Origin of the sequence: Maridesulfovibrio pacificus (SeqCode) (assembly GCF_048612815.1) — a bacterium.
Taxonomy (GTDB): Bacteria; Desulfobacterota; Desulfovibrionia; order Desulfovibrionales; family Desulfovibrionaceae; genus Maridesulfovibrio; species Maridesulfovibrio pacificus.
On sequence record NZ_JBLZNE010000001.1, the window covers coordinates 368,070 to 388,694 of the forward strand.

Consider the following 20,625-nt stretch of genomic DNA (forward strand, 5'->3'; position numbering starts at 1 on the left):
TTTGCTTTAATTTACTTGCACTTTGTTTGAATTTAGACAAATATATCCGCGCACTTCATTAATGAGTAACTAGAAAAAATAATTCAGGAAAAAATATAATGATTACTATGAAGCTTCTACTTTCACCCGTCATTTGCGCTTTGATCGGTTGGTTTACTAACTTTCTTGCGGTAAAAATGCTTTTTCATCCGCACAAACCAATTAAAATCGGTCCGTTTACAATTCAGGGTATCTTTCCTAAGCGTCAAAAAGAGTTGGCTCTGCGTTTGGGGGAGATGATCGAGCGGGAGTTGATTTCTCATACAGACATTAAAAATGTTATTCATGATCCAGCGTTTATCGATAAGCATAAAGATGTTGTTCTTGAGTATCTGGATGTATTTTTCCGTGAAAAACTCACTACTCTGCATCCCATGGTCGGTATGTTTCTTAATGATGAAACAATGAAGACTGTAAAGGGCATGCTTTCGCAGGAATTAGATTCCATGCTGCCTAAATTAATCGAAACCACATCTTCGCAGCTTGAGTGTTCTCTTGATTTCAAATGTATCGTTCAGGATAAAGTTGAATGTTTTTCCATGGAACAGCTTGAGTCGATCCTTTTCTCCATAATGAAGAAAGAGTTTAAATTCATTGAAGTTATCGGTGGGGTACTTGGTTTCATTATCGGTTTAATTCAGGTCGTAATCTTTATGTTATAAAATTAATCTATATAAAGAATTATTAATCCCGTCTGCAGGTCTTATATTATTACTGTAGACGGGATTTTGTTTTTGTGAGGGGTCGTGAACACAAACTCCAGCGCGCGGAGGATATTGTGAAACGATTTATTATTCTGTCGGCCTTTTTGTCTTTGTTTGCAACAGGATGTACTACATTTTCGGGTCCTTATTATCTGAACAACCAGAAATATAAGGAAGGAATTAAAGCGTTCAATGAAAAGTTGCAGGAAAATCCGGGTGATGCCGAATCTGCATACTATGTTGGGCGTTACTATATGGCATTGAAAAATCCGAAAGAAGCTCAGCCATATATATCGAAAGCTCTCAGTATTGCTCCTGACAATGTCGACTATATCTTTTGGTCCGGTGTTAACTATTGGGCCTTGAAGCAATACAGCAAGGAGAGGGCTGCCTATCGCCGGGTCCTAGAGCTTGATCCTAATCATATCTCAGCCAATCTGTATCTCGCCCATAGTTATCTTGAAGAAGGAAAGCTCGTTGAAGCTGCTGTTCTTTATGATAAAGTCATAAAATTAGACGAATATAATCCTGAAGCCCTTTATAATCGAGCCGATATCCTTGGAAGACAGGGCAAGAAAGAGGAAGCCGTTAAAGCGTGGAAGAAATACCTCGAGTCTTATCCTGACGGTTCCCTTGCTATGAGCGGAACTGAAAAACTGAACCTGCTCGGTGATTTTACCTACCGCAATTTCATCTTCGGAACTCGAAATCTAACTTTACGAAGTATTACTTTCAAGCCCGGTCAAAGTGATTCAGATTTTGATAGCAAGAGCTCCCTGCACGTGATTGCCGCAATGATGGAAGAGAACACGGATCTCCGTTTCCATATTGTTGCTTATGTGGCTGGGAACGCTGAGTTGGCGAAAGCCCGTGCAAAAGGAGTGCGGGATTACATATTGAGCGGGCATCCTGATTTTGCTCCCTCAAGAATGCTTTTAAGCTGGTTCGGTTCAGCTGAAGAGGTAGAAAGAAGTGGTAAGACTTTCAAGCTGGACGAATCCATACAGTTCATAACTGTAATTAATTAGGGGAGGGAGGAGTCTATGAAAAACATGTTTAGAAAAACCTTATGGCTGATTGCGATGCTTATCCTGAGTGTAATGTTAGCGGTTCAGCCCTTACTTGCTCAGGATACCCAGACCGGTGAAACTACCGGGGTGACTGAGACCACAGATCCTGCTGACACCGGTGAACCTACTGATACCACTGATCCTACTGATCCCGGTACGACTGAAGAAGAGGCTGAAGCTCCGGCATTTGCCAATCCTGCTCAGGCTGCGAAAGCTGAGAGTTTTGCAGCTGCTGATGCTGAAGCCAAGGCTGAAGAATTCGGCGAAGCCATTGCTGAGGCAGAAGCCGAAGTTGCTTCCGCACAGGAAACCGTGGACACCGCAACTACCTCAGTTGAAACAGCCCAGGCTTCTGTAGACGGCTACAATTCAGATCTTGAAGCTGCTTAGGCTGAACTTGCTGCAGCGGAAAGTACTCTTGAGAGTGCTAAGGCTGCCGCTGACGAAACACTTTCATCTGCCGCAGCAGTTGATACTGCAGCCATTGCCTCCATGCGCGAACAGGGTATGGGATGGGGTGAAATTGCTCATGAACTGGGTGTGCATCCCGGCACTCTTGGACTGGGACATCAGAAGCAGGCTCAGAAGCAGGCTCAGGAACGTACCAGTGCAGTTGGAACCGCATCTACTGCCAAAAATTACGGTCAAAGTAAGAAGTCTGCCGCAGCAACTTCAAGGAATACTAAGACCGGTGTTTCCTCAACTCCCGGTGTTTCCGGCGGTAAGGGTGACAAGTCCGTTGGTTTGAGCCGAGCTTCCAGTAAGGCCCAGAGCGGAGCCAAGGGTTCTGAATCTGCCTCAAGCGCTAAGTCTTCCGGTGGACGCGGTAACTCCGGCGGAAGTGTTGATGGTGGAGCTGGCGCGAGCACCTCTAATGCCAATGCAGCATCAGGTGGTGCTAAGGGCAAGGGTGGCAGCAAGGGCAACAAGGGCGGAAATGGTAAGGGTAACAACAAATAAAATTAGTATAATTTAAAAATATAGCTCCGGTAACTGAGAAGTTGCCGGAGTTTTTTTGTGGAAATGTTTTAGCGAAAATTATGCTGATGATGTTTAGTGTTGACTCTTTGGTGTCTTTTGCCGTTCAAGTGCATTGGTTACAATTTTAAGTATGCGATCGCTATGCTCTGATTTTCTGATCGCCAGCACCAGCGGCGTCTCGAAAAGTTGCTTTAGGACAACAATATTTCCTATCCCATTTTTTTTAGCATAGTAATCCATTACAGAAGGATCGGTGATTGCTACCTCGCATCTTCCCCGTATAAGTTTTTGGACAAGAGAATTCTCGTCCGGTGCTTGATCTACGTTGTCTTCATATCGCTTGGCTGGTTCGGTTATTTCTTCCGGGTATTTGTAAGTTTTAACAAGTCCGACAATATGCTTTGCAAATAAATAATCGATACTATCAGGTATGCAAATGTGCCGAGGAGCCATTATGGCTATCTTTGACTTATCAACAGCTGGCGACGCAATGAATCCTTCATTTACCTCTTCAGGCCATGCAGGAAAATAACCAATATATTCCGGTTGAACTGCCATGGCTTTTGCTCTGGCCCAAGGCAAAAATTCCACTTCCAGTATAATTCCAATTGATTGCAAAGCCTGTCTGAGTTTTGCAATTGATTTTCCTTGATCAGGTAATTCCTTTCCCGAGTATGGTTCCCAATCTAATGAGGTTATCTTCCATTTTTCGGCAGCAAATGCGGGCATGACTATGGATATAGCCACGATAAGTGTGAAGACTGTTTTCATGAAAAGCATGCTGTCGTTGCTCCCTCATAAATTGTGGTTCAAAAAGATTATTCAATAGCACTATAGCATCAGAACTGACAGGATAGAAGATGAATCTAAAGAAGGAGAAGGCTGATGTTTGAAAGCATTATGATGCTCGTAGTTTTGATTAAACTCAGTTAAATTGCATGTGGTTGTGTTATAATCTTTATGGTATTGATGGTGTTAGATCGCATAAACTCGGAAGTGCAGTTTCAACAAAGGAGTACATATGGATATTCAAAAATTGGAAGCTGGTGATGTTCTGCTTTTTTCAGCTGAGAAAGGCAGTTTTATTTCGTGGGCAATTACATTTCTAACTGATGCTCCTGTTAGTCATGCTGCAATGTTTTACGATGTTTCAAAGCAGCTGATTATTGAGGAAAGCCCACCACAGGTTGCGACTAATAAAGCTCTTGAGCGTTTTAAGGGCAGAGAGATTACTGTGCGACGTTTGAAAGACGATTTGCCAATGGTTCCGGTTATTGATGTCGCCAAAGCTTATCTTAATGATGAGGAACCTTATGATCAAAGCGGTTTATATCTTGTAGGTTTACTTCTTCTATACAGAAAGTTCACCCCAAGTTCGGCGAAGCAGCGGGTCATGATTAGAATTTTCAAAAAAATAACCGCCTCTATTATTGACTACATCCATAAGCACCAAAGTCCCGGAAAGGAGCCGATGGTTTGTTCACAGTTTGTGGCCCAATGCTATGCCAATGCCGGACCGGAATATAAACTCCAATTTAAAGGGGGCCGTCTGCAAAAGTATGCAACGGCACAGTTGGAGGAGAAAAATTTAATTGAACAGGTTTTGGAAAAACTGGATCAGGAAGAGCTCCCGCAGACACAAAGACTGTTGATGTCAGTTATGGAGCCGGAAAAGGAAACGTTCCTTTCGGGAGAGGATTTGTGCCAGGAATTGCAAGAGGCCTTTTTAGATGAATCCGATACCGTTTCAGTTTCTATTTCTGATGAATTTACTGAAGCTGTAGCGCAGTTTGCCTATGCACATAATCTCGCAAGTACCGGTCAGGCGTTAGATCTGTCAGAGCAGAACGTCCCGCAATTGCTGCGTGACTTAAATGACTATGAGAATATGTTCACCGCGCCGGGAGATCTGCTTAAGGCATGTGAAAGTCTTAAGGATGTATGTGTGATAAAATAGTGTGAAGGATTAGATTCTTAGGAATTTTTTAAAACCGGGTAAGGGGAAACTCGTTAAAGTTACCCTTACCCGGCGTCGAAGACCTAGCCTGCGCAGGTCTCCAGAAAGAGTTTGTGTCTTTCTGCGTAGGGCGGATATTTGAAGAATGCGGAACCGGAAACAAGCACGTCTGCGCCGGCCTCGACCAGTTCTCGACAATTTTCCATTGTCACGCCGCCATCAAGCTGGATGAGGGTGTCAGCACCCATTTCATCGATCATGGCCCGCAGGTCACGCACTTTCTGAGTGCAGAAAGGAATGTATTTCTGACCGCCGAAACCGGGGTTAACGGACATGATCAGCACCATGTGCAGCTGCGGAATCAGGTATTTGATGGATTCCAGCGGAGTTGCCGGGTTCAAAGCAATAGCAGGCTTTACACCTTTTTCTGCAATAGCGGCAACTGCACGTTCGAGATGCACTGTGGACTCAGCATGGATGCAGAGCAGATCAGCTCCGGCATCGCAGAATTCATCAATGTAACGTTCGGGCTGCTCGATCATGAGATGGCAGTCGAAGAACAGGTTGCACTCTTTACGCATGGACTTGATTACCGGAGGTCCGAAAGTAATGTTGGGTACGAATTTGCCATCCATTACATCAAGGTGCGCCCACTTGAGGCCTGCTTCTTCCAGTGCTTTCAGTTCATCGGCTAGACGGCTGAAGTCACAGGAAAGCAGGGAAGGGGAAATGATGGTTTCCTTAGCTGCCATTTATTTTTTCTCCTTGTCTTCCTTCATGTCAAAATCAACCTTGATCTTGAACAGTTTGGTCGCGGGCAGGTAAAGTACGCGGATGCCGGTTTTCTCGGAAATTGCATCGAGAGTGGCAATCACGGTTTCTTTGTCCGGCCCGATGAAGGTAAACCAGATGTTGAAGTCGTTTTCACGCAGGTAGTTGTGGGTAACGCCGCTGTGACGGTTAACCTCGGCTACAAAATCATCAATTTTTCCTTCAGGCACACTGGCTGCGCACAGAGTGGAATGCCAACCCAGTTCACGGGAACCGAAGTTTGCGCCTACGCGGCGGATCACTCCATCTTCGCGCAGGGCGTTGACCCTTGAAAGCGCTTCGTCTTCGGATACTCCGACCATCTTCCCGATTTCCTCGTAAGGGCGTGAAACAATGGGGAAGTGGGACTGGATGATGCCGAGAATATCTTTATCTACTGCGTCCATTTATATTTCCTTTCTATTTTTTAGGCTTCTTTTTGGGCTCGTAGGAACAAAGCGGTTCCGGTCCAAGATAGTTGCCTTCCATGGTCTGGGCGCGCGCACGGCAACCGCCGCACACTTTTTCGTATTCACAGTGACCGCACTTTCCGTCGTAGGTGTCGGGGTTGCGCAGGTTAAGAAACTGCGGTGATTTGGCCCAGATTTCCGGGAAGGGAATCTCGCGCACATTACCACAGTCGAGATCAAGGTATCCGCAGGGCTGAACCTGTCCACGGTGGGAAATAAAACAGAATCCTACACCGCCAAGGCAACCGCGGCTCACAGCATCAAGGCCGAAGTTTTCAAAGTTGACCGGAATACCTTCTTCCTTCGCACGCTGACGCAGGATGCGGTGGTAGTGCGGTGCGCAGGTCGCTTTGAGCTGCATGTCGGTGGTCTTCTGGAAATCGTAGAACCAGTTGAGAACTTCTTCGTACTCTTCCGCGGAAATAACTTCCGCACCCAGCTCTGCTGCACGGCCGGTGGGTACCAGCAGGAAGATATGCCACGCGGATGCTCCGAGATCTTTGGCGAGCGTGAAGATATCCTTGAACATGTGCAGGTTGTTGCGGGTCACGGTGGTGTTGATCTGGAATTCGATTCCGGCATCTTTCAGGTACTGAATACCTTTCATGGCCTGATCGAATGCCCCCACTTCGCCGCGAAAATCATCATGGTATTTAGCTTCAGCAGCATCAATGGAGATGGAGCAACGCTGGATACCAACTTCTTTGAGTTTAACGGAATTCTCTGCGGTAAGCAGGGTTCCGTTTGGAGCCATTACGCAACGCAGACCTTTGTCGTTGGCGTAGGATACCAGCTCGAAAACATCGTGGCGCAGCAGCGGTTCGCCGCCGGTGAAGATGATGATCGGGTCTCCTGTTTCGGGAAAGGTATCGATAAGCGCTTTTGCTTCCTCGGTGGAAAGTTCTCCCGGATAAGGCTCGGGGTGCGCTTCAGCCCTACAGTGCTTGCAGGCAAGGTTGCAGGAACGGGTAATTTCCCATGCAATCAAACGCAGCGGAGGAGAACCGTCAGCGTTTTTCTGGGGAATGGGATGTACGCCCGGATGACCACCGGGATGTCCGCCACCGGGGTGACCCGGTTTACCGCCGGGATGACCGCCCGGATGTCCACCACCCGGATGACCTCCGGGGTGTCCGCCTGTCATTTTTTTATCGCTCATATTATTTCTCTTTCAGTCTTTTGAGTACGTCTTCAGTGAAGTAAGTCAGGATCAGGTCCGCTCCGGCGCGTTTGAGCCCGATGAGGGATTCCCAAACTACGGATTCTTCATCAACCCAACCGTTCAAAGCTGCAGCCTTGATCAGGGAATATTCGCCGCTGACCTGATAAGCGGCAACTGGCAGATCGAAGTTGTCGCGGGTCTGACGGATGATGTCCATGTAAGGTCCGGCAGGTTTGACCATAAGAATGTCTGCACCTTCGATAACGTCCGCTGCTGCTTCGCGCAGACCTTCGCGGGCGTTGGCCGGGTCCATCTGGTAGGTTTTGCGGTCACCGAACTGGGGTGCGCCTTCAGCTGCTTCGCGGAAAGGACCGTAGTAAGCGGATGCGTATTTTACCGCATAAGACATGAGCGGTAGTTCTGCAAAACCGTTTTCGTCCAGAATCTCGCGGATAGCGGCAACGCGCCCGTCCATCATATCTGATGGGGCAACCATGTCTGCGCCTGCTTTGGCGTGAGAGAGGGCAGTTTTAGCCAGCAGTTCGAGGGTCGCATCGTTGAGGATGATCTCATCCTTAACCAGTCCGCAGTGTCCGTGGGATGTGAATTCACACAAACACACGTCAGTGCAGACCAGCAGTTCGGGCCAGCGTTTTTTCAGCAGGCGCACGGCCTGCTGCACAATGCCGTCATCGGCGTAGGCTTGAGTGCCTGCGGGGTCCTTCTCGGCGGGAATGCCGAAGAGGATCAGGCTTTTGAGGCCGTTTGCAACTGCTTCCTCTACTTTGATTTCCAGCTGTTTCAGGCTGAGCTGAAACTGACCGGGCATGGAGGAAACTTCTTTCTTGAAATTTTCATCGTCTGTTTCATAGACGAAGTAGGGCATCATAAGATCATTGGCGGAAAGTGTGGTTTCCCTGATCAGATCACGAATAACGGGAGTTCGTCTGAGTCTGCGTCCCCGATGGAAGTCGAATACCATAAATGCCTCCGGCGGCCCTCCGGGGGCTTAAACCCATTTTGAAAAAAGGTTTAAGAATCCCAAAAACTTTTACTAGGGCTTCGCCTTATTAGCGATAAAATGTTTGTTATAAATAAAATCCCGGCAGACCTGTAGGCCCGCCGGGATTCAATAATATCTATCGTCGACAGGACGACCGTCTTGAAACGTTTTTCAAAACAGCGGGCCTAGTCCTTCTTGATTTCCTCGTCGGTGAGGTAACAAGCGGGGTCCTGAGCCCAGATGTCGTCGTAGTATGCTTCGGCGCGGGCACGGAAGTTACCGGCACAGATGTTCAGGTAACGACAGGTTGCGCAGCGTCCACCGACGTGCTGTTTCTTGTCTTTGAGCTTGTGAAGCAGTTCGATGTTCTCGTCCATCCAGATTTCGGAGAAAGGACGTTCCAGAACGTTACCGAAGGTATGGTTACGCCAGAACTGGTCAGCGTGAACCTGACCGTCCCAGGAGATACAACCGATACCGCGGCCGGAGTTGTTGCCTTCGTTGAACTGCAGCAGTTCAAGGACTTCCTTGGCGCGCTCGGGATCTTCTTTCAGCAGGCGCTGGTATACGTATACACCGTCAGCATGGTTATCAACGGTGAGGATTTCTTTAGGCATGCCTGCGTCATAGAGAGCTTTGGTCTCGTCCATGATCAGGTCAAGCAACTGGCGGGTTTCAGCGTGGCTCAGATCCTCTTTGATGAGTTCAGAACCACGGCCGGAGTATACCAGATGGTAGAAACATGCTCTGGGAACTTCGAGTTCACGGAGAACTTTGAAGATGGAAGGAACTTCAGTCCAGTTACGCTTGTTGATGGTGAAGCGCAGACCGACTTTCAGGCCTTCAGCCTTACAGTTTTCAACACCTTCGATAGCTTTCTTGTAAGAACCGGGAACGCCGCGGAATTTGTCGTGGGTTTCTTCGGTACCGTCAAGGGAGATACCAACGTAGGAGAGACCAACGTCTTTGAGTTCACGGGCTTTTTCTTTGGTGATCAGGGTTCCGTTAGTGGAAATAACTGCACGCATGCCTTTGCCGGTTGCGTAGCTTGCCAGCTCAACGAGGTCTTTACGTACCAGAGGTTCTCCGCCGGAGAAGAGCATTACCGGGGCGCCGAATGCTGCGAGATCATCGATGATCTCTTTTGCTTTTGAAGTGGAAATTTCGTCTTTTCCGTCAGGATCAACAGCCTGTGCGTAGCAGTGAACACACTTAAGGTTGCAGCGTCTGGTCATGTTCCAGACTACAACGGGTTTTTTATCTTTGGAAAACTGCAGAAGGTGAGAAGGCAGTTTGCCAGACTCACGACCGTAGCGCAGGGCATCGGAAGATTCTACTGCACCACAGTAAAGTTTAGAAATACCAATCATTTATAAATTCCTCCCTAGCTGCTGAGATGGCGCCAGGCTATCAGTTTTAACGATGTCTCCCCGTGTTCTGGAAGTAATAATAATTACTGTTTGCGATCCGTCAACCGGGAAAATCAATCGGTTATGCGTAATGAGAGAGCGAGTTTTGGAGTAACACAAATGTAAGCGGGGGAAAAGGGCAAAATAGGAGCTTAAGTTGCGTAATTTAAGATACTGAAAAATATGAATAAATAATTGAAATCAATTATCAACTAAATATTATAAACAATGAAAAACCTCCTCGTTCGGTGTGCAATCGAAGCGAGGAGGTTTAATTTGCTGATTTGATTTATCTGAACTTTGTTATGGTGCGATAGATACCTGTACCCGTCTGTTCAGAAGCTTGTTGTATTTAGTTGTATTGGGAACCAGCGGATTGGATTCCCCAAAACCGGTTGTACCGATGCGCTGCGGCGCAATGGGAAAATTATCGGTCAGGTATTTTTTGACTGATTCAGCACGTTCCTTACTCAACTTAATGTTGTATTCTGGGGAAGCATCAGAATCCGTGTGCCCGCCAATTACAACTCGCTTATTTTTGAGGCGGTCGCTGATAAGGGCTTTACCAAGTTCATTCAGCAGTGAATATGATTCAGGCTTTATCTTGGATGAATCCACATCAAATTGCACAGCAAGGTTGATTGAGCGCGGTTTGGGTTGCTCTTTAGGTGCTTGAGTTTCGGACTGCACAGGTGCAGGTGTTGCTTTGGGATTTACAGGTTTTGCAACAGGCTGATTCTGCTGAGTTGATGTGCCTTGAGGTCTGGAGTTTTTGCTCTGTGGCGGAGCTTGCATCTGCACCATATTGGGCATAAGTCCTGCGACCATGCCTTGGTTGGTGTTTTCGTATCGGGCCCATGAGGTCAGTGGCACAGCCATGTCTGAGGCAATAGCTTGTATGATTTTATAGAAAGCAGAGTCCGGCATGCGGTGTTCCCGCTTTACGAATATAAAATCGTCATCCATTTTTTTCTCAATGCGTCCGCTTTGTTCAAAGGAACAGACCAGTTGTCCGCGTTTTGTTTCGTAAATTTTAATCTGAACTGATACAGCGGAGTCGTCCACAGTATGGCCCAGATAGAGATAGGGAACGAATCCTACTACCAGCAGGTCGTAGCCGCGCGAACGGGCGGTGAACATGGCTTCATCCAAGCCCCGGTAGGTCAGATTATCGTCGTAGACCATGGATGGAAAAACCTGCAGACCTGTCCAGTTCTGCCAGATACCTTTTGCAACCCGTTGTCCCCAGTCGCTTCCTTTGTACATGGTCTGGGTTACGTGGAAAGGATAGAAAAGAGCGGAAAGCGGCCCGTAGTGCGGCTTTTCCGGCCTTGAGTAGACCATCAACTGCGAGAGCGATACCTCGGCATCCTGATAGTAAACGGACTGAGTGGCGATTTGCGGTTCAAAATGGGTGCAGGCGGATAAAGCCAGCAAAAGGATCAGCAAATATTTTTTCATATCGGCAACCGGGATTGGGTTTAATAGTGTCTGAAATTTGACCATAAAATAGTTGCTAGAATAAAAGCAATATTTGTGCCGTATGATTCTGAGTAATAAAAAAGGTTCTTCTTTCGAAGAACCTTTTTAAATTTATTGCATCAATTTGGTCGGAGAGGGTGCTGCTTGCATGGAATCAAGGATTTGTTCCTTGGATTGGATCATGCTTTCGCGTAGTTCCATTCGGCGCTGCACGGAGAGTTTTTTGAACTCCGGTTGGCGGGTAAGTTCGGTAAGTTGTTCCATTTCGCCTTTAATTCTCTCAACTTTTTGCAGCATTTCGCTCTGGGGCGAACAGACTTGAGAACATGCATCTGCTAGTTCGGAAATCTCTCTGGCCATATTTCTAAAGCTTTTAGGATTAATTTCCTTGGCAATGCGGACGCGCTCCTTGGCGTTGGCAACTTTTCCTTTGATCCATCCAAACATAAATTATCCTCGGATACTGCTAGATTGTGGGCTGGTTGAACTGCATGTAGAAGCCCAGAATGACCAACAGTAACACAATAGGCATCACCATTGAAAGAACAACTCGCATGTATGTCGTATTATGGATGTTTTTGTAGGCAATAATAGAGATAGCCACACTTATCAGCGCGCCGATCATATCACCCACAATGGGGACAATACAGAGGATGATCGGGGCATATGAGTATGTGGTAGCTCTGAAAGTGGCTTGATAACCGCGATCTCCCGCTCCGAATATCATGAGCAGGATGTGGGTCATGCCGATAAGCGGAAAGCTGATCCCAGCCAGCATGAGCGGGTAAAGCAGCAGGGAAAAGAGAGCCGGGCCTGTTCCATCCTGCAGAGAATCTGCGATCATGGAGTCGTTCATAATTCTGCCGACATCGGCACCCATTGAAGTGTCCACCCCGGTCATAGCCCAGACAAAATTACAGATCTCCTGAAATTCAGCCAGAATGACAAAAAAGAACAGGGGCATCAGGAAACCCTTCAGCGGCATATCCTTAAAGAAAGCAGCCGGGGAAAGGATTATCTTTTTGATGGTCAGAAAAAGACCGGGAAAAAAACCGTATTTTTCCAGATTTTCAAACGGAACTTCGTTCTCTTCAGCATAACTTTCAGTTTCGTAGCCGTGCTCTTCCTCATGAAGGTCTACTTCCGGTTTCATTGAGTCAAGACGCTGCCAGATATCTGATTTATCTTCCTGAATCTGTTCCTCGCGGGTTGCTTCAGGCTGCTGGTTGAATTGCTCATCATAAGGCTGAGGCTGTTCTTCGCCATAGCCTTCGGGTTGCTGTTCCTGTGCATGTTGTTGAGCATAGGCAGCAGCATCCTGATAACCGTCTTCTTCAGGGGCTGGAAGGTTTGTATCTTCTGGAGCTAATCCCGGAACCGGGTCGCTTTCCTCTTCAAAATCTCTGAATTTGAACTTGGCCTGACATTTTGGACAGGTGGCAAGCTGGGCAGTTGCCGGAATCTTATCTTCCGGAATTTCACTGCTGAAATCGCACTCGGGACAAGTAACTTTCATATTAAATCCTTGAAGCTGTTTGTCGGAATATTTCGGTCAGACCTAATAAATTTTATACTGTTAGGCAATGCCAATTGTGCATGAACATTATGACATACGAATGTCCGGAAGAAGCAATGGACCGACTTTCCTGTCTTTTCGGGGGCTAAGCAATTCCTTTGCAATATTAGGGAATTCTTTGCCCAGTCGATGGCTGAAATGACCTTCGCTCAAATTGTTGAATTTTTCCAGTTTGGATTCAATTTTTTTTCTGCTTTTTAAAAGATGAGTCAAATGTTGAATCGGGGTGTCCGGTAGGATTCCAGATGCACCCTCTAATCCGGTTAATTGCTCGTGAATCTTATTAACAAATCTAAGATTACAATTGTTTTTAAAAAGCCTTAGCTGTAGGTCCGGCCAGAGTCCGTAGCCGATACGGCAATGATTCTGGTCGGGATAAAATGTCATCCGCGGGAGATACCATCCGTTACACTTCTCACATGAAGTCATCAATCTTATGTCATCCCAATTTTCTGGGCGCAACCTTTCATCAGCGTCAAGGTAAATGATCCATTCGCCGGAACAATTTGCAATCATTCGGTTACGTTGTGTTGAAAAGTCAGCATCAAGAGGGTGACATATATTGATAATTTCTGCCCGGTGAAATTTTTGAAGGTCCGGGGCAGTGGCTGACTCAGCACAATCCCAGACCAAAACAATTTCAGCAATCCAGTCAGGAAAACTTTTGATGAAATCTTCGAGTTCAGGTTCATCCGGGCTGAGGATTGCTGCTGCAGAAATTCTGCTAGTTGAATACTGCGTCGGGCAATTAATATTTCTGCAGCTGGAAAAAATTTTTTGCAAGTTTTGATGTTTGTTTTTGCTTTTGCCTTCCAGCGCGGGATTGAGGATCAGGTGTGAACTTGCAGCGGAATAGCCATTTTGGATCAGCAACAAAAGCATGGCCCAGATTGATGAATCTGTCAGCACAGTACAGTCTTCGTGAGATTGATTAAGCTCGTTTTGTCTCAGATTTCGAATATGCTCAGGATACAGATCGCAGATCAATAGTTCTTGTTCAGCCTTTTTGTTTTCCGCCAGAGCTTTTCCCAACAAACCATCTCCAGCGCCAAAAAGAATGATGGTCCCGGCATTGCGTCGCGATGCGAAATGCAGGTGCTTTTGGGCTGTTTCCTCAGGAGATGCCGAAATGTCTTTCAGTTCTTCCGGTGTCTGACCTGAAAGCTTGTAGGTTAAAATTTGTTCCGAGTATAAATCGAAGATGTGAGTCATGGCTTAAATGGCTTTTTTTAGTTTGAGCAGGTCCAGATAAATATTGCCCAGTTTAAAGGCGATGTCTTGTGCCCGGAAGAGTTTTGAAGCTTTTGCACGTCCGTTTTCACCCATTATACGTGCTTCCTGTGGATTGGTTAACAAAAAGCGGATGCTTTGCGCAAACTCCTGTGCATTATGGGCAACGAAACCGGTTTTTCCATGATCCACAAGTTCCAATTGCGCGTTATCCCGCATCTCTTTACTGGGATGGGTTATTACAGGAAGTCCGGCAGCCATTGCTTCGGCAATTACCAATCCGAAAGACTCGCCAGTGTCGTTGGCATGGACCAGAAAGCTGATGGAATTAAGGAATTCGGCAATCTCGTTGTCAGTCAGTACCGGCGGAAGGAAATTAACAAAATTTTCCAGATTGTGATCTGCGACATACTTTTCTGCTTCCGGTATTCCACCGATGATCCGGTATTGGAATGGAGGCAGCAGCTGATTTTTTACCTGTTCTTTTAGGATAGGAAGAAAATCCAGCGCAAGTGTCGACCATTTACCTTTGTCTGCACGGGAAATTCTTCCGAATGAATCTGCAGGTATTTCCCGTTCGCGCGGGCACCTTTCCAGAAAAAAATCTGTATCAACGGGATTATATAGGACGGAGTACTTCGGTTCCACCGTAGGAATGGAATTAACTGCCGCATATCGTTTTGCGCAGAATTGGGAAACGAAGAGGTGTCGGTCAATTAGTTGCCCTTCGGGGCTCGGGTCATGATGTCCGAATACATTTGTTTCAACCAAAACAGGTGTTTTGGCTAATTTGAATGGGCGCAGTGTGCCCGGTTCGGCCCATCCTGCACGATGGATATGGACTACTTGTGGCTGGAATTTATCTAAGACGGAGAGCAGATCTGTTCCCACAAAGGTTTCTATTCCCTGCTCTCGGATAAGTTTTGCCCGTGGCCCGTTTGCTGGAGAGTAGATCGCAGTGTGAAAAATTTTCCTGTCCAGATTGATTGCAAATGATTGCATGACCTTTTCAGTGCCTCCCAAGCCCAGAGAGGGGGAGACCTGAAGTACCCTGATTCTGTTTTCTTCCATGATAGAAATAGATGACAGATACACGGTGCTAAGTAAAGAGTGTGCTTTCCTATCTTGCTTTAATTCATAAAAAAGCCCCTGCCTAGGCAGGGGCTTGTCTTATCAAATTAGCCGGAGCAAATGACAGTTAATTTGTTATGCTCCGCTTCCGTACGCGTTTGCTGCTTTTTTCAAGCGCAGGGCGTTGGGGGCGGGGATGTTCTGTGTTTTGGGCATTCCGTAGCCTGCATCGTTTACAAAACTGCGGTTCACATTGGTAGAGCCACTGTTTGCAGTTGCAGTTGTCTGCAGGGGAACTGCAGCCTGAGCTTCTTCTGTGGGGATAATTTCCCGGTACGCGGAAGCAATGCCGTCAATAATCCTGATGACTTCATCAAGTTTTTCCGTATCCATTTTCAGGTTGGCCTGCAGCAGTCTGGTATTGCAATAAATATAGAGCTTGCTGAGGTTTTCTGCGAGTTCTCCGCCTTTTTCCTTATTCAGGCTGGCGGTGAGCTCAGAAATAACTTCAATGGCTTTGGAAATAAGAATTCCTTTCGCAGCATAGTCTTTCTCGTTGATCTTCACTTTGGCCTGCTTCATGAATTTGATTGCAGCATCATAAAGCATGATGAGAAGTTCACCCTTGGAAGTGGTATGGACCTGAGTTGAAAGGTATGCTTGAGCGGCTTTGTGCATATATTTGCTCCTCCTGACTTACTGATCGGCAAGCTTTCCAGAAAACCTTAGGCTGTTTTTAAATTTATTTTGGATTTAAGCTAGCTCTTCATCAGCTGGGTCACACTGGCAGTCAGCTGAGCCGATTTACCCTGATAGTTACCAAGCAAGGCATCGAGTCTTGCGTATTTTTCTGTAAGCATACGCTTTTTAAGTGCAATTCGGTCTTCTTCAGATTCGATTTTCTTATCAATATTCCGCATGATGGTATCGTAGTTGTCCTGAAGAATTTCAAGAGGACCGCTATCACCGGTCATATCTTCAAGGGCTTCAACCATCTCGCCTGTCTTGCCAAGTTTGAGGTGGACATTAATAGCGTCGGAAGCGTCACTATTGGAGTTACCGTAAACTCCGTCAGCTCGGTTTTCTACGCGGATAGCCATACCTGCAGCATCAGTACCGCCGGCACCGGTAATCTGCCAGTTGGCGGCATCGATTGCAGCTGTTTGGCCGTTAATTGTTGCGGAAATTATCTGACCGCCGGAGACTTCGTATTGCACGTTATAGTCACCGGCTTTAGTTGTACCGTTAATGTGCGAAACATACTGAACATTGGGGGAGTCACTGACACCTTCATAGTTGGCGGCAAAGAGCATTGCCACAGCCATAGGATCAGCATCCAGAGCTTCATTAAGCTTTTCAGTATCAAGTTCCAGTAATCCCATGTTGGCACCGCCGCTATCAGCGTTGGTCATGATCCCGAGCTGAGACAGTGCGGAATAGCGGTCGCCGGTAAAATCGCCATTGGAGAGTTCTTCATACCAGCTGAAGCCGATACCCTTGCTGGCTATAATGTCTTTCATCCGCTGTCCGACTAGTAGTTCAACCCCGTAGTTACCTGTTAGGATCGAACCCTTTGCCGAATCCGAGGATGTTGTTACCGAGGTCAGGTCTTTAATCATTTGTCGGATTTCATTGTTTTGATCGACAAATTTCTGGACATTTTCCTTCATGCCCTCATTATCGGTAACAATGCCGATAGCGGTGGTCTGCCCTGCTGCGTTGGTATTTTTCAGGTTAAGGGTTACCCCGTCGATAACGTCACTGACGGTGTTGGTATCGCGTTCTATCCAGTCGCCTGGTGCAGGGGGATAGCCGTCAACTTTGATCTGCGAATTTACAGCATTTTGTGTTTCGTCAAAATCGTTTTTACTGAAAACCATCCCCACAGTGTTGTCGATGCTCACCTGATTGTCTGCCCCGAGATCAAGGCCGTAAATTTGCAGGTGGTAGCTGGTTCCGTCGTTAATTGTCGTCGCCCTGATTTTCTCTCTGGAGTCAACATGGGAGTTGATCAGGTTTACGAAGCCCTGAAGAGATGTTCCCGCGCTGATGTTGCTCAGGGTGATGGTTTCGGAACCATAAGTAAATGTGAACTCACCTGTGGAGCTGAAAATTGATTCTGTCAGGCTTGAAACACCTGAATCTGTAACGTGAATATCGTTTGCGGCAAGCTGGTCGATTTCAATCGCATGGGAAGAAACCAGAGCTTCAGCAGAAGCTGTGGCGGTGAGGGTCCCGGAATCTGAAGTGGTTACGGTCTTGCTCATGAACTCATCAAGAGTATCCATGGACTTGAGCGTAGTTTGCAGGCCGAGGAGAGCGGTGTTCAGTTCCTGAAATTTTTCAACTTTATCGCTCCATGAGCTTTTCCAGCTTTCAAGTCTATTAATATGAACTCGTTCAAGCTTGATCAGCCCGTCAATAAGAGACTGGAAGTCGGTTCCGGACCCGAGTCCGGTAAAGTTGATATTTCCTGAGGTGTAATCTGACATAATAATCTCCGGGAATTTTTTTCCCTGGTTCTATTCTCACCTCATCCGATGCAATCAGGATGCCAAATATTAACGATTGTTTAAGTTATGTTAATGGTTCTGAAGTGTTTAGTCCCTGCTAAGCTGAAAGCCGGGCCGGTTGGACCGGGCCCGGCTTTCCTCTTAAGTCTGACTTGGTCAGAATGTTTTATGCTGCGCCGGTTTATTAACCGATAAGCTGCATTGCCATTCTGGGCATGCTGTTAGCCTGCGAGAGCATAGCCACTGCGGACTGGGTCAGGATCTGGTTACGGGTGAACTCAGTCATTTCAGTTGCAACGTCAACGTCGGAGATGCGGGATTCCGCAGCCTGAACGTTTTCTGCCTGGATAGACAGGTTGGTAATGGTGTTTTCCAGTCTATTCTGGAGAGCACCGAGGTTAGCGCGGATCTTATCCTTGGAGATAATAGCATTATTCAGCTTATCCAAAGACTGCTGCGCCAGAGCCTGGGTAGAAATTGAGTTGTTAGCCGCAAGCCCAACACCAAGTGCTGATGCTGTGGAGGTGCCGATGGCAACATAATAGTAGTCTTCGGCGGAGTCGTTGGCGGTACCAAAGTGAACCTTGATCTTACCAGTAGACTTTAAGCCAGCTCCGCTGTGAGTACCGGATACGTTACCATTAAGCAGGTGAATGCCGTTGAAGTCAGTTGCATTCGCAATACGGGTAATTTCTGAAGCCATGGCCTGATATTCGGAGTCGATGATCAGACGCTGGTCAGAGTTGTAGGTACCGGTTGCGGCCTGAGTTGCAAGCTCCTTCATACGAATGAGCTTTTCATCAATAACACCGAGAGCGCCGTCAGCGGTCTGGATCATTGAAATTGCATCGTTGGCGTTACGGATACCCTGGTTGAGTGACTTAATGTCAGCACGCATGAGTTCGCGAATTGCGAGGCCTGCAGCATCGTCAGCCGCGGTTCCAACGCGAAGACCTGAAGACAGGCGACGGGTTGATACACCGAGGTTACCATATGATTCCTGCAAGTTGCGCGAGGCATTCATTGCCATCAAGTTGTGGTTAATTACTAAAGACATGTTTTCCTCCTTGAAAAGTGATCTTTGGCTTCCTTGCCAAAAACATTGCCTTGGAACGAAAGGTTCACAAAGCCATACTGGTCCTTCGTGCCTACCTGATCGTCTGAAACATAGATTACTTTAGGGTTTGGATGATTTTTTTGTTTTTTGAATAAAAAAAGGGACCTCCGTTTATGGAGATCCCTTTGCTGAATATTAAATTTTATAAAAATTAATTAACGGGGCGTTATGTTCTTGAGCCGTTCCTTTGCCATTTCAAGGGAGATTCCCCGTTTGCTGGTTATGGCTTCAAGATTCTCTTCTGCATCTGAACCGCGTAAATACATGGGCATCGGCATTGTGTCTGAATATTCGGCTTGTGCCGCTGCTTCAATTATATCCAGATCCGAAGGAACGTTGAACCTTTTCGGCAAGGCTGAATACTGGGAATGCTGAACCAGAAACTCTTCAAAGAAAGCTTTGTTTTTAGTCAGCCCGCTGCCGAGAAGAACAGCCTGTTCCTGTTTATATGAAAGGATTACCTCTACTGCTTCCTGAACTGCAACCGGCAGTGGAGGGGTTATGGCAGTCAACTGACCATTGTCAGTAATTGCTTCAAAGCCCTGCAGGTAAACCTGCATTCTCCGTGAATGAGTGACCGCCCATACTGGCATTCCGCTTACAAAAGCTCCTCCTTTTGCAAGGATCGGCAGGTAGTCCAGCCCAGCTACGGGACAACCGTTTCCGGCGGAAAGACCTGCAGCTGCAGCAAAGGTAAGGCGGAGTCCGGTGAAGCTTCCCGGTCCTGCGGTAATGGCAATTCTGGTGATGTCTCGGGCTTCGTATTCAAAGAGTTCCAGGGAATCCCGGACAGACGGGATCATGAAGTTGACCGAACGTCCCGGCACAATCAGTTTTTTGGCTTCCAGTAAGGAGAATGCTTCCTCCTCTTCTTCCCGGCGGGCCAGTATTATCTGTAAGGTTTCCTCCGCGCCGTTAATAGCCAGCAGGAGTTCTTTTTTTTCTGTTGGTAAAGTCATTTATTTTAATGCTTCTCTGGTCAGGTCATTGATAATGGCAAAAGCCATGAGGCAGAGCAGGAAAATTAAGCCTATTTTGGTTGCTACAGCCTGAAGTTTTTCATTCAAGGGACGGCGCATTACGGTTTCAAGGCTGAAAAAGAGTAAGTGTCCGCCATCCAGTACCGGTATGGGCAACAGGTTGAGCAGACCGAGGTTGATGCTGATGAATGCTGTGAACTGAAGAAGTTCCAGCAGGCCGCGTTCGGACTGTTGTTTGATGGCTTGCGCAATCATGATCGGTCCGCCGATGGAATCCATGGGCACGACCCGTTCAACCATTTTGACGATACTTGTGCAGATCAGTTTGGTGACGTTCCATGTTTGCTCTGCTGCAGCTACAGCACCGTCGATTCCGTTCATTTCTATTGTTTTGGAATCACCGGAAGCTACAATGCCGACCACAGGCCTGCGGATGGTTTCACCAAAAATATTCTTAAGTTCTTGAACCTGCGGTTTAATTGCAATCTCTTTGGTGCTGCCGTCTCTTTCAATAACAAAGTCAAGGGTGTCGGATTGGCTGTTCTGGATTGTTTCAGCGAGATCGGACCAAAATATAATCTTATGTCCTTGAATAGAAAGGACGTTATCGCCGACTTCTATCCCAGCATGCAGGGCCGGACTGTCCGGCTGTAATTTGCCTACTGTGGGAGCAAGGCCCATCTGCCCGTTGCTGATGATGATTCCCCAGAAAATAACCCATGCAAGGACAAAGTTGAATAAAGGACCGGCGGCAACCACGATCATGCGGTGCCACGGGGGACGGTTCATGAAAAGTTCTTTATCATTAAATCCGTTGTCCTCGGTCATGTCCCGTTCTTCACCGGCAAGGCTTACATATCCGCCAAGAGGGATCAGGGAAAGACGGTAGTTGGTGGCGCCCCATGTGAAGCCGGCCAGCCTTGGGCCGAACCCCAGTGAAAATGTCTTCACACCGATGCCGAGCATTCGGGCTGCAAGGAAATGACCAAGTTCATGAAAAAAAATCAGCCCGCCGAGGACCAGAATAAAATCAACTATCCAAGACATAAAT

General features: G+C 47.0%; 21 protein-coding genes. 5 read left to right on the top strand and 16 right to left on the bottom strand.

The features are described from left to right. The first annotated feature begins 98 nt into the window (after positions 1-98). The 4 genes from ACNI23_RS01900 (at position 99) to ACNI23_RS01915 (ending at position 2,773) form a co-directional block, all read left to right on the top strand. The gene (locus ACNI23_RS01900; RefSeq protein WP_420246384.1) at positions 99-701 is read left to right on the top strand and encodes a DUF445 domain-containing protein; all 603 of its coding nucleotides are present in this window, start codon (positions 99-101) and stop codon (positions 699-701) included. 116 nt (positions 702-817) lie between these two features. Further along, a complete protein-coding gene (locus ACNI23_RS01905; RefSeq protein WP_420246385.1) occupies positions 818-1,771 on the top strand; it encodes a tetratricopeptide repeat protein in 954 nt (317 codons plus the stop codon). Positions 1,772-1,786: 15 nt separating this feature from the next. Then, positions 1,787-2,203: a hypothetical protein gene (locus tag ACNI23_RS01910; protein ID WP_420246386.1), complete on the top strand. Its 417-nt coding sequence runs from the start codon at positions 1,787-1,789 to the stop codon at positions 2,201-2,203. A 102-nt stretch (positions 2,204-2,305) separates the two neighbouring features. Further along, positions 2,306-2,773, top strand: coding sequence for a hypothetical protein (locus tag ACNI23_RS01915; RefSeq protein WP_420246387.1), 468 nt, complete (start codon positions 2,306-2,308; stop codon positions 2,771-2,773). 93 nt (positions 2,774-2,866) lie between these two features. Here ACNI23_RS01915 and ACNI23_RS01920 read toward each other — a convergent pair whose 3' ends face one another. Next, entirely contained in the window at positions 2,867-3,574 is a 708-nt protein-coding gene (locus ACNI23_RS01920; protein ID WP_420246388.1) for a substrate-binding periplasmic protein, read from the bottom strand. A gap of 241 nt (positions 3,575-3,815) precedes the next feature. On the opposite strand from ACNI23_RS01920, the gene ACNI23_RS01925 reads away from it, so the two are divergent. Then, on the top strand, positions 3,816-4,751 hold the full coding sequence (locus ACNI23_RS01925) for a hypothetical protein (RefSeq protein WP_420246389.1): 936 nt from the start codon (positions 3,816-3,818) through the stop codon (positions 4,749-4,751). Positions 4,752-4,834: 83 nt separating this feature from the next. Here ACNI23_RS01925 and rpe read toward each other — a convergent pair whose 3' ends face one another. The 15 genes from rpe to rseP all read right to left on the bottom strand — a co-directional run bounded on the left by rpe (position 4,835) and on the right by rseP (position 20,621). Beyond that, positions 4,835-5,503, bottom strand: coding sequence for a ribulose-phosphate 3-epimerase (gene rpe / locus ACNI23_RS01930; RefSeq protein WP_015851119.1), 669 nt, complete (start codon positions 5,501-5,503; stop codon positions 4,835-4,837). Then, the gene (gene ahbA / locus ACNI23_RS01935) at positions 5,504-5,968 is read right to left on the bottom strand and encodes a siroheme decarboxylase subunit alpha (protein WP_420246390.1); all 465 of its coding nucleotides are present in this window, start codon (positions 5,966-5,968) and stop codon (positions 5,504-5,506) included. It lies immediately after the preceding gene. A gap of 13 nt (positions 5,969-5,981) precedes the next feature. Then, positions 5,982-7,190: a heme b synthase gene (ahbD, locus tag ACNI23_RS01940; protein WP_420246391.1), complete on the bottom strand. Its 1,209-nt coding sequence runs from the start codon at positions 7,188-7,190 to the stop codon at positions 5,982-5,984. A gap of 1 nt (position 7,191) precedes the next feature. Continuing rightward, on the bottom strand, positions 7,192-8,175 hold the full coding sequence (gene hemB / locus ACNI23_RS01945) for a porphobilinogen synthase (protein WP_420246392.1): 984 nt from the start codon (positions 8,173-8,175) through the stop codon (positions 7,192-7,194). Between the two features lie 206 nt (positions 8,176-8,381). Next, positions 8,382-9,566: a 12,18-didecarboxysiroheme deacetylase gene (gene ahbC, locus ACNI23_RS01950; protein WP_420246393.1), complete on the bottom strand. Its 1,185-nt coding sequence runs from the start codon at positions 9,564-9,566 to the stop codon at positions 8,382-8,384. A gap of 342 nt (positions 9,567-9,908) precedes the next feature. Continuing rightward, positions 9,909-11,066 carry an OmpA family protein gene (locus ACNI23_RS01955; RefSeq protein ID WP_420246394.1) on the bottom strand — a complete coding sequence of 386 codons (1,158 nt, stop codon included), beginning with the start codon at positions 11,064-11,066 and terminating at the stop codon, positions 9,909-9,911. Between the two features lie 132 nt (positions 11,067-11,198). Then, on the bottom strand, positions 11,199-11,534 hold the full coding sequence (locus ACNI23_RS01960; protein WP_420246395.1) for a hypothetical protein: 336 nt from the start codon (positions 11,532-11,534) through the stop codon (positions 11,199-11,201). Between the two features lie 19 nt (positions 11,535-11,553). After that, the gene (locus ACNI23_RS01965) at positions 11,554-12,603 is read right to left on the bottom strand and encodes a zinc-ribbon domain-containing protein (RefSeq protein WP_420246396.1); all 1,050 of its coding nucleotides are present in this window, start codon (positions 12,601-12,603) and stop codon (positions 11,554-11,556) included. 87 nt (positions 12,604-12,690) lie between these two features. Next, the gene (locus ACNI23_RS01970) at positions 12,691-13,875 is read right to left on the bottom strand and encodes a glycosyltransferase (protein WP_420246397.1); all 1,185 of its coding nucleotides are present in this window, start codon (positions 13,873-13,875) and stop codon (positions 12,691-12,693) included. 3 nt (positions 13,876-13,878) lie between these two features. Then, positions 13,879-14,964 (bottom strand): glycosyltransferase family 4 protein, encoded by a 1,086-nt coding sequence (locus ACNI23_RS01975; RefSeq protein ID WP_420246398.1) that lies wholly within the window; start codon positions 14,962-14,964, stop codon positions 13,879-13,881. A gap of 135 nt (positions 14,965-15,099) precedes the next feature. Beyond that, positions 15,100-15,642 carry a flagellar export chaperone FliS gene (gene fliS / locus ACNI23_RS01980; RefSeq protein ID WP_420246399.1) on the bottom strand — a complete coding sequence of 181 codons (543 nt, stop codon included), beginning with the start codon at positions 15,640-15,642 and terminating at the stop codon, positions 15,100-15,102. A gap of 80 nt (positions 15,643-15,722) precedes the next feature. After that, the gene (fliD, locus tag ACNI23_RS01985; protein WP_420246400.1) at positions 15,723-17,456 is read right to left on the bottom strand and encodes a flagellar filament capping protein FliD; all 1,734 of its coding nucleotides are present in this window, start codon (positions 17,454-17,456) and stop codon (positions 15,723-15,725) included. Positions 17,457-17,661: 205 nt separating this feature from the next. Next, positions 17,662-18,534 (bottom strand): flagellin N-terminal helical domain-containing protein, encoded by an 873-nt coding sequence (locus ACNI23_RS01990; protein WP_420246401.1) that lies wholly within the window; start codon positions 18,532-18,534, stop codon positions 17,662-17,664. A gap of 215 nt (positions 18,535-18,749) precedes the next feature. Continuing rightward, positions 18,750-19,553: a tRNA (adenosine(37)-N6)-threonylcarbamoyltransferase complex dimerization subunit type 1 TsaB gene (gene tsaB / locus ACNI23_RS01995; protein WP_420246403.1), complete on the bottom strand. Its 804-nt coding sequence runs from the start codon at positions 19,551-19,553 to the stop codon at positions 18,750-18,752. After that, the gene (gene rseP / locus ACNI23_RS02000) at positions 19,554-20,621 is read right to left on the bottom strand and encodes an RIP metalloprotease RseP (protein ID WP_420246404.1); all 1,068 of its coding nucleotides are present in this window, start codon (positions 20,619-20,621) and stop codon (positions 19,554-19,556) included. Positions 20,622-20,625: the final 4 nt, after the last annotated feature.

What these genes read in the sequence shown, in the direction of transcription:
- tsaB (WP_420246403.1), bottom strand. Translation starts at nt 19,553, where the DNA reads ATGACTTTACCAACAGAAAAAAAAGAACTCCTGCTGGCTATTAACGGC.
- fliD (WP_420246400.1), bottom strand. Translation starts at nt 17,456, where the DNA reads ATGTCAGATTACACCTCAGGAAATATCAACTTTACCGGACTCGGGTCC.
- fliS (WP_420246399.1), bottom strand. Translation starts at nt 15,642, where the DNA reads ATGCACAAAGCCGCTCAAGCATACCTTTCAACTCAGGTCCATACCACT.
- ACNI23_RS01990 (WP_420246401.1), bottom strand. Translation starts at nt 18,534, where the DNA reads ATGTCTTTAGTAATTAACCACAACTTGATGGCAATGAATGCCTCGCGC.
- ACNI23_RS01965 (WP_420246396.1), bottom strand. Translation starts at nt 12,603, where the DNA reads ATGAAAGTTACTTGTCCCGAGTGCGATTTCAGCAGTGAAATTCCGGAA.
- hemB (WP_420246392.1), bottom strand. Translation starts at nt 8,175, where the DNA reads ATGGTATTCGACTTCCATCGGGGACGCAGACTCAGACGAACTCCCGTT.
- ACNI23_RS01915 (WP_420246387.1), top strand. Translation starts at nt 2,306, where the DNA reads ATGCGCGAACAGGGTATGGGATGGGGTGAAATTGCTCATGAACTGGGT.
- rpe (WP_015851119.1), bottom strand. Translation starts at nt 5,503, where the DNA reads ATGGCAGCTAAGGAAACCATCATTTCCCCTTCCCTGCTTTCCTGTGAC.
- ACNI23_RS01955 (WP_420246394.1), bottom strand. Translation starts at nt 11,066, where the DNA reads ATGAAAAAATATTTGCTGATCCTTTTGCTGGCTTTATCCGCCTGCACC.
- ACNI23_RS01925 (WP_420246389.1), top strand. Translation starts at nt 3,816, where the DNA reads ATGGATATTCAAAAATTGGAAGCTGGTGATGTTCTGCTTTTTTCAGCT.
- ahbA (WP_420246390.1), bottom strand. Translation starts at nt 5,968, where the DNA reads ATGGACGCAGTAGATAAAGATATTCTCGGCATCATCCAGTCCCACTTC.
- ACNI23_RS01970 (WP_420246397.1), bottom strand. Translation starts at nt 13,875, where the DNA reads ATGACTCACATCTTCGATTTATACTCGGAACAAATTTTAACCTACAAG.
- ACNI23_RS01900 (WP_420246384.1), top strand. Translation starts at nt 99, where the DNA reads ATGATTACTATGAAGCTTCTACTTTCACCCGTCATTTGCGCTTTGATC.
- rseP (WP_420246404.1), bottom strand. Translation starts at nt 20,621, where the DNA reads ATGTCTTGGATAGTTGATTTTATTCTGGTCCTCGGCGGGCTGATTTTT.
- ahbC (WP_420246393.1), bottom strand. Translation starts at nt 9,566, where the DNA reads ATGATTGGTATTTCTAAACTTTACTGTGGTGCAGTAGAATCTTCCGAT.
- ACNI23_RS01960 (WP_420246395.1), bottom strand. Translation starts at nt 11,534, where the DNA reads ATGTTTGGATGGATCAAAGGAAAAGTTGCCAACGCCAAGGAGCGCGTC.
- ACNI23_RS01920 (WP_420246388.1), bottom strand. Translation starts at nt 3,574, where the DNA reads ATGCTTTTCATGAAAACAGTCTTCACACTTATCGTGGCTATATCCATA.
- ahbD (WP_420246391.1), bottom strand. Translation starts at nt 7,190, where the DNA reads ATGAGCGATAAAAAAATGACAGGCGGACACCCCGGAGGTCATCCGGGT.
- ACNI23_RS01975 (WP_420246398.1), bottom strand. Translation starts at nt 14,964, where the DNA reads ATGGAAGAAAACAGAATCAGGGTACTTCAGGTCTCCCCCTCTCTGGGC.
- ACNI23_RS01910 (WP_420246386.1), top strand. Translation starts at nt 1,787, where the DNA reads ATGAAAAACATGTTTAGAAAAACCTTATGGCTGATTGCGATGCTTATC.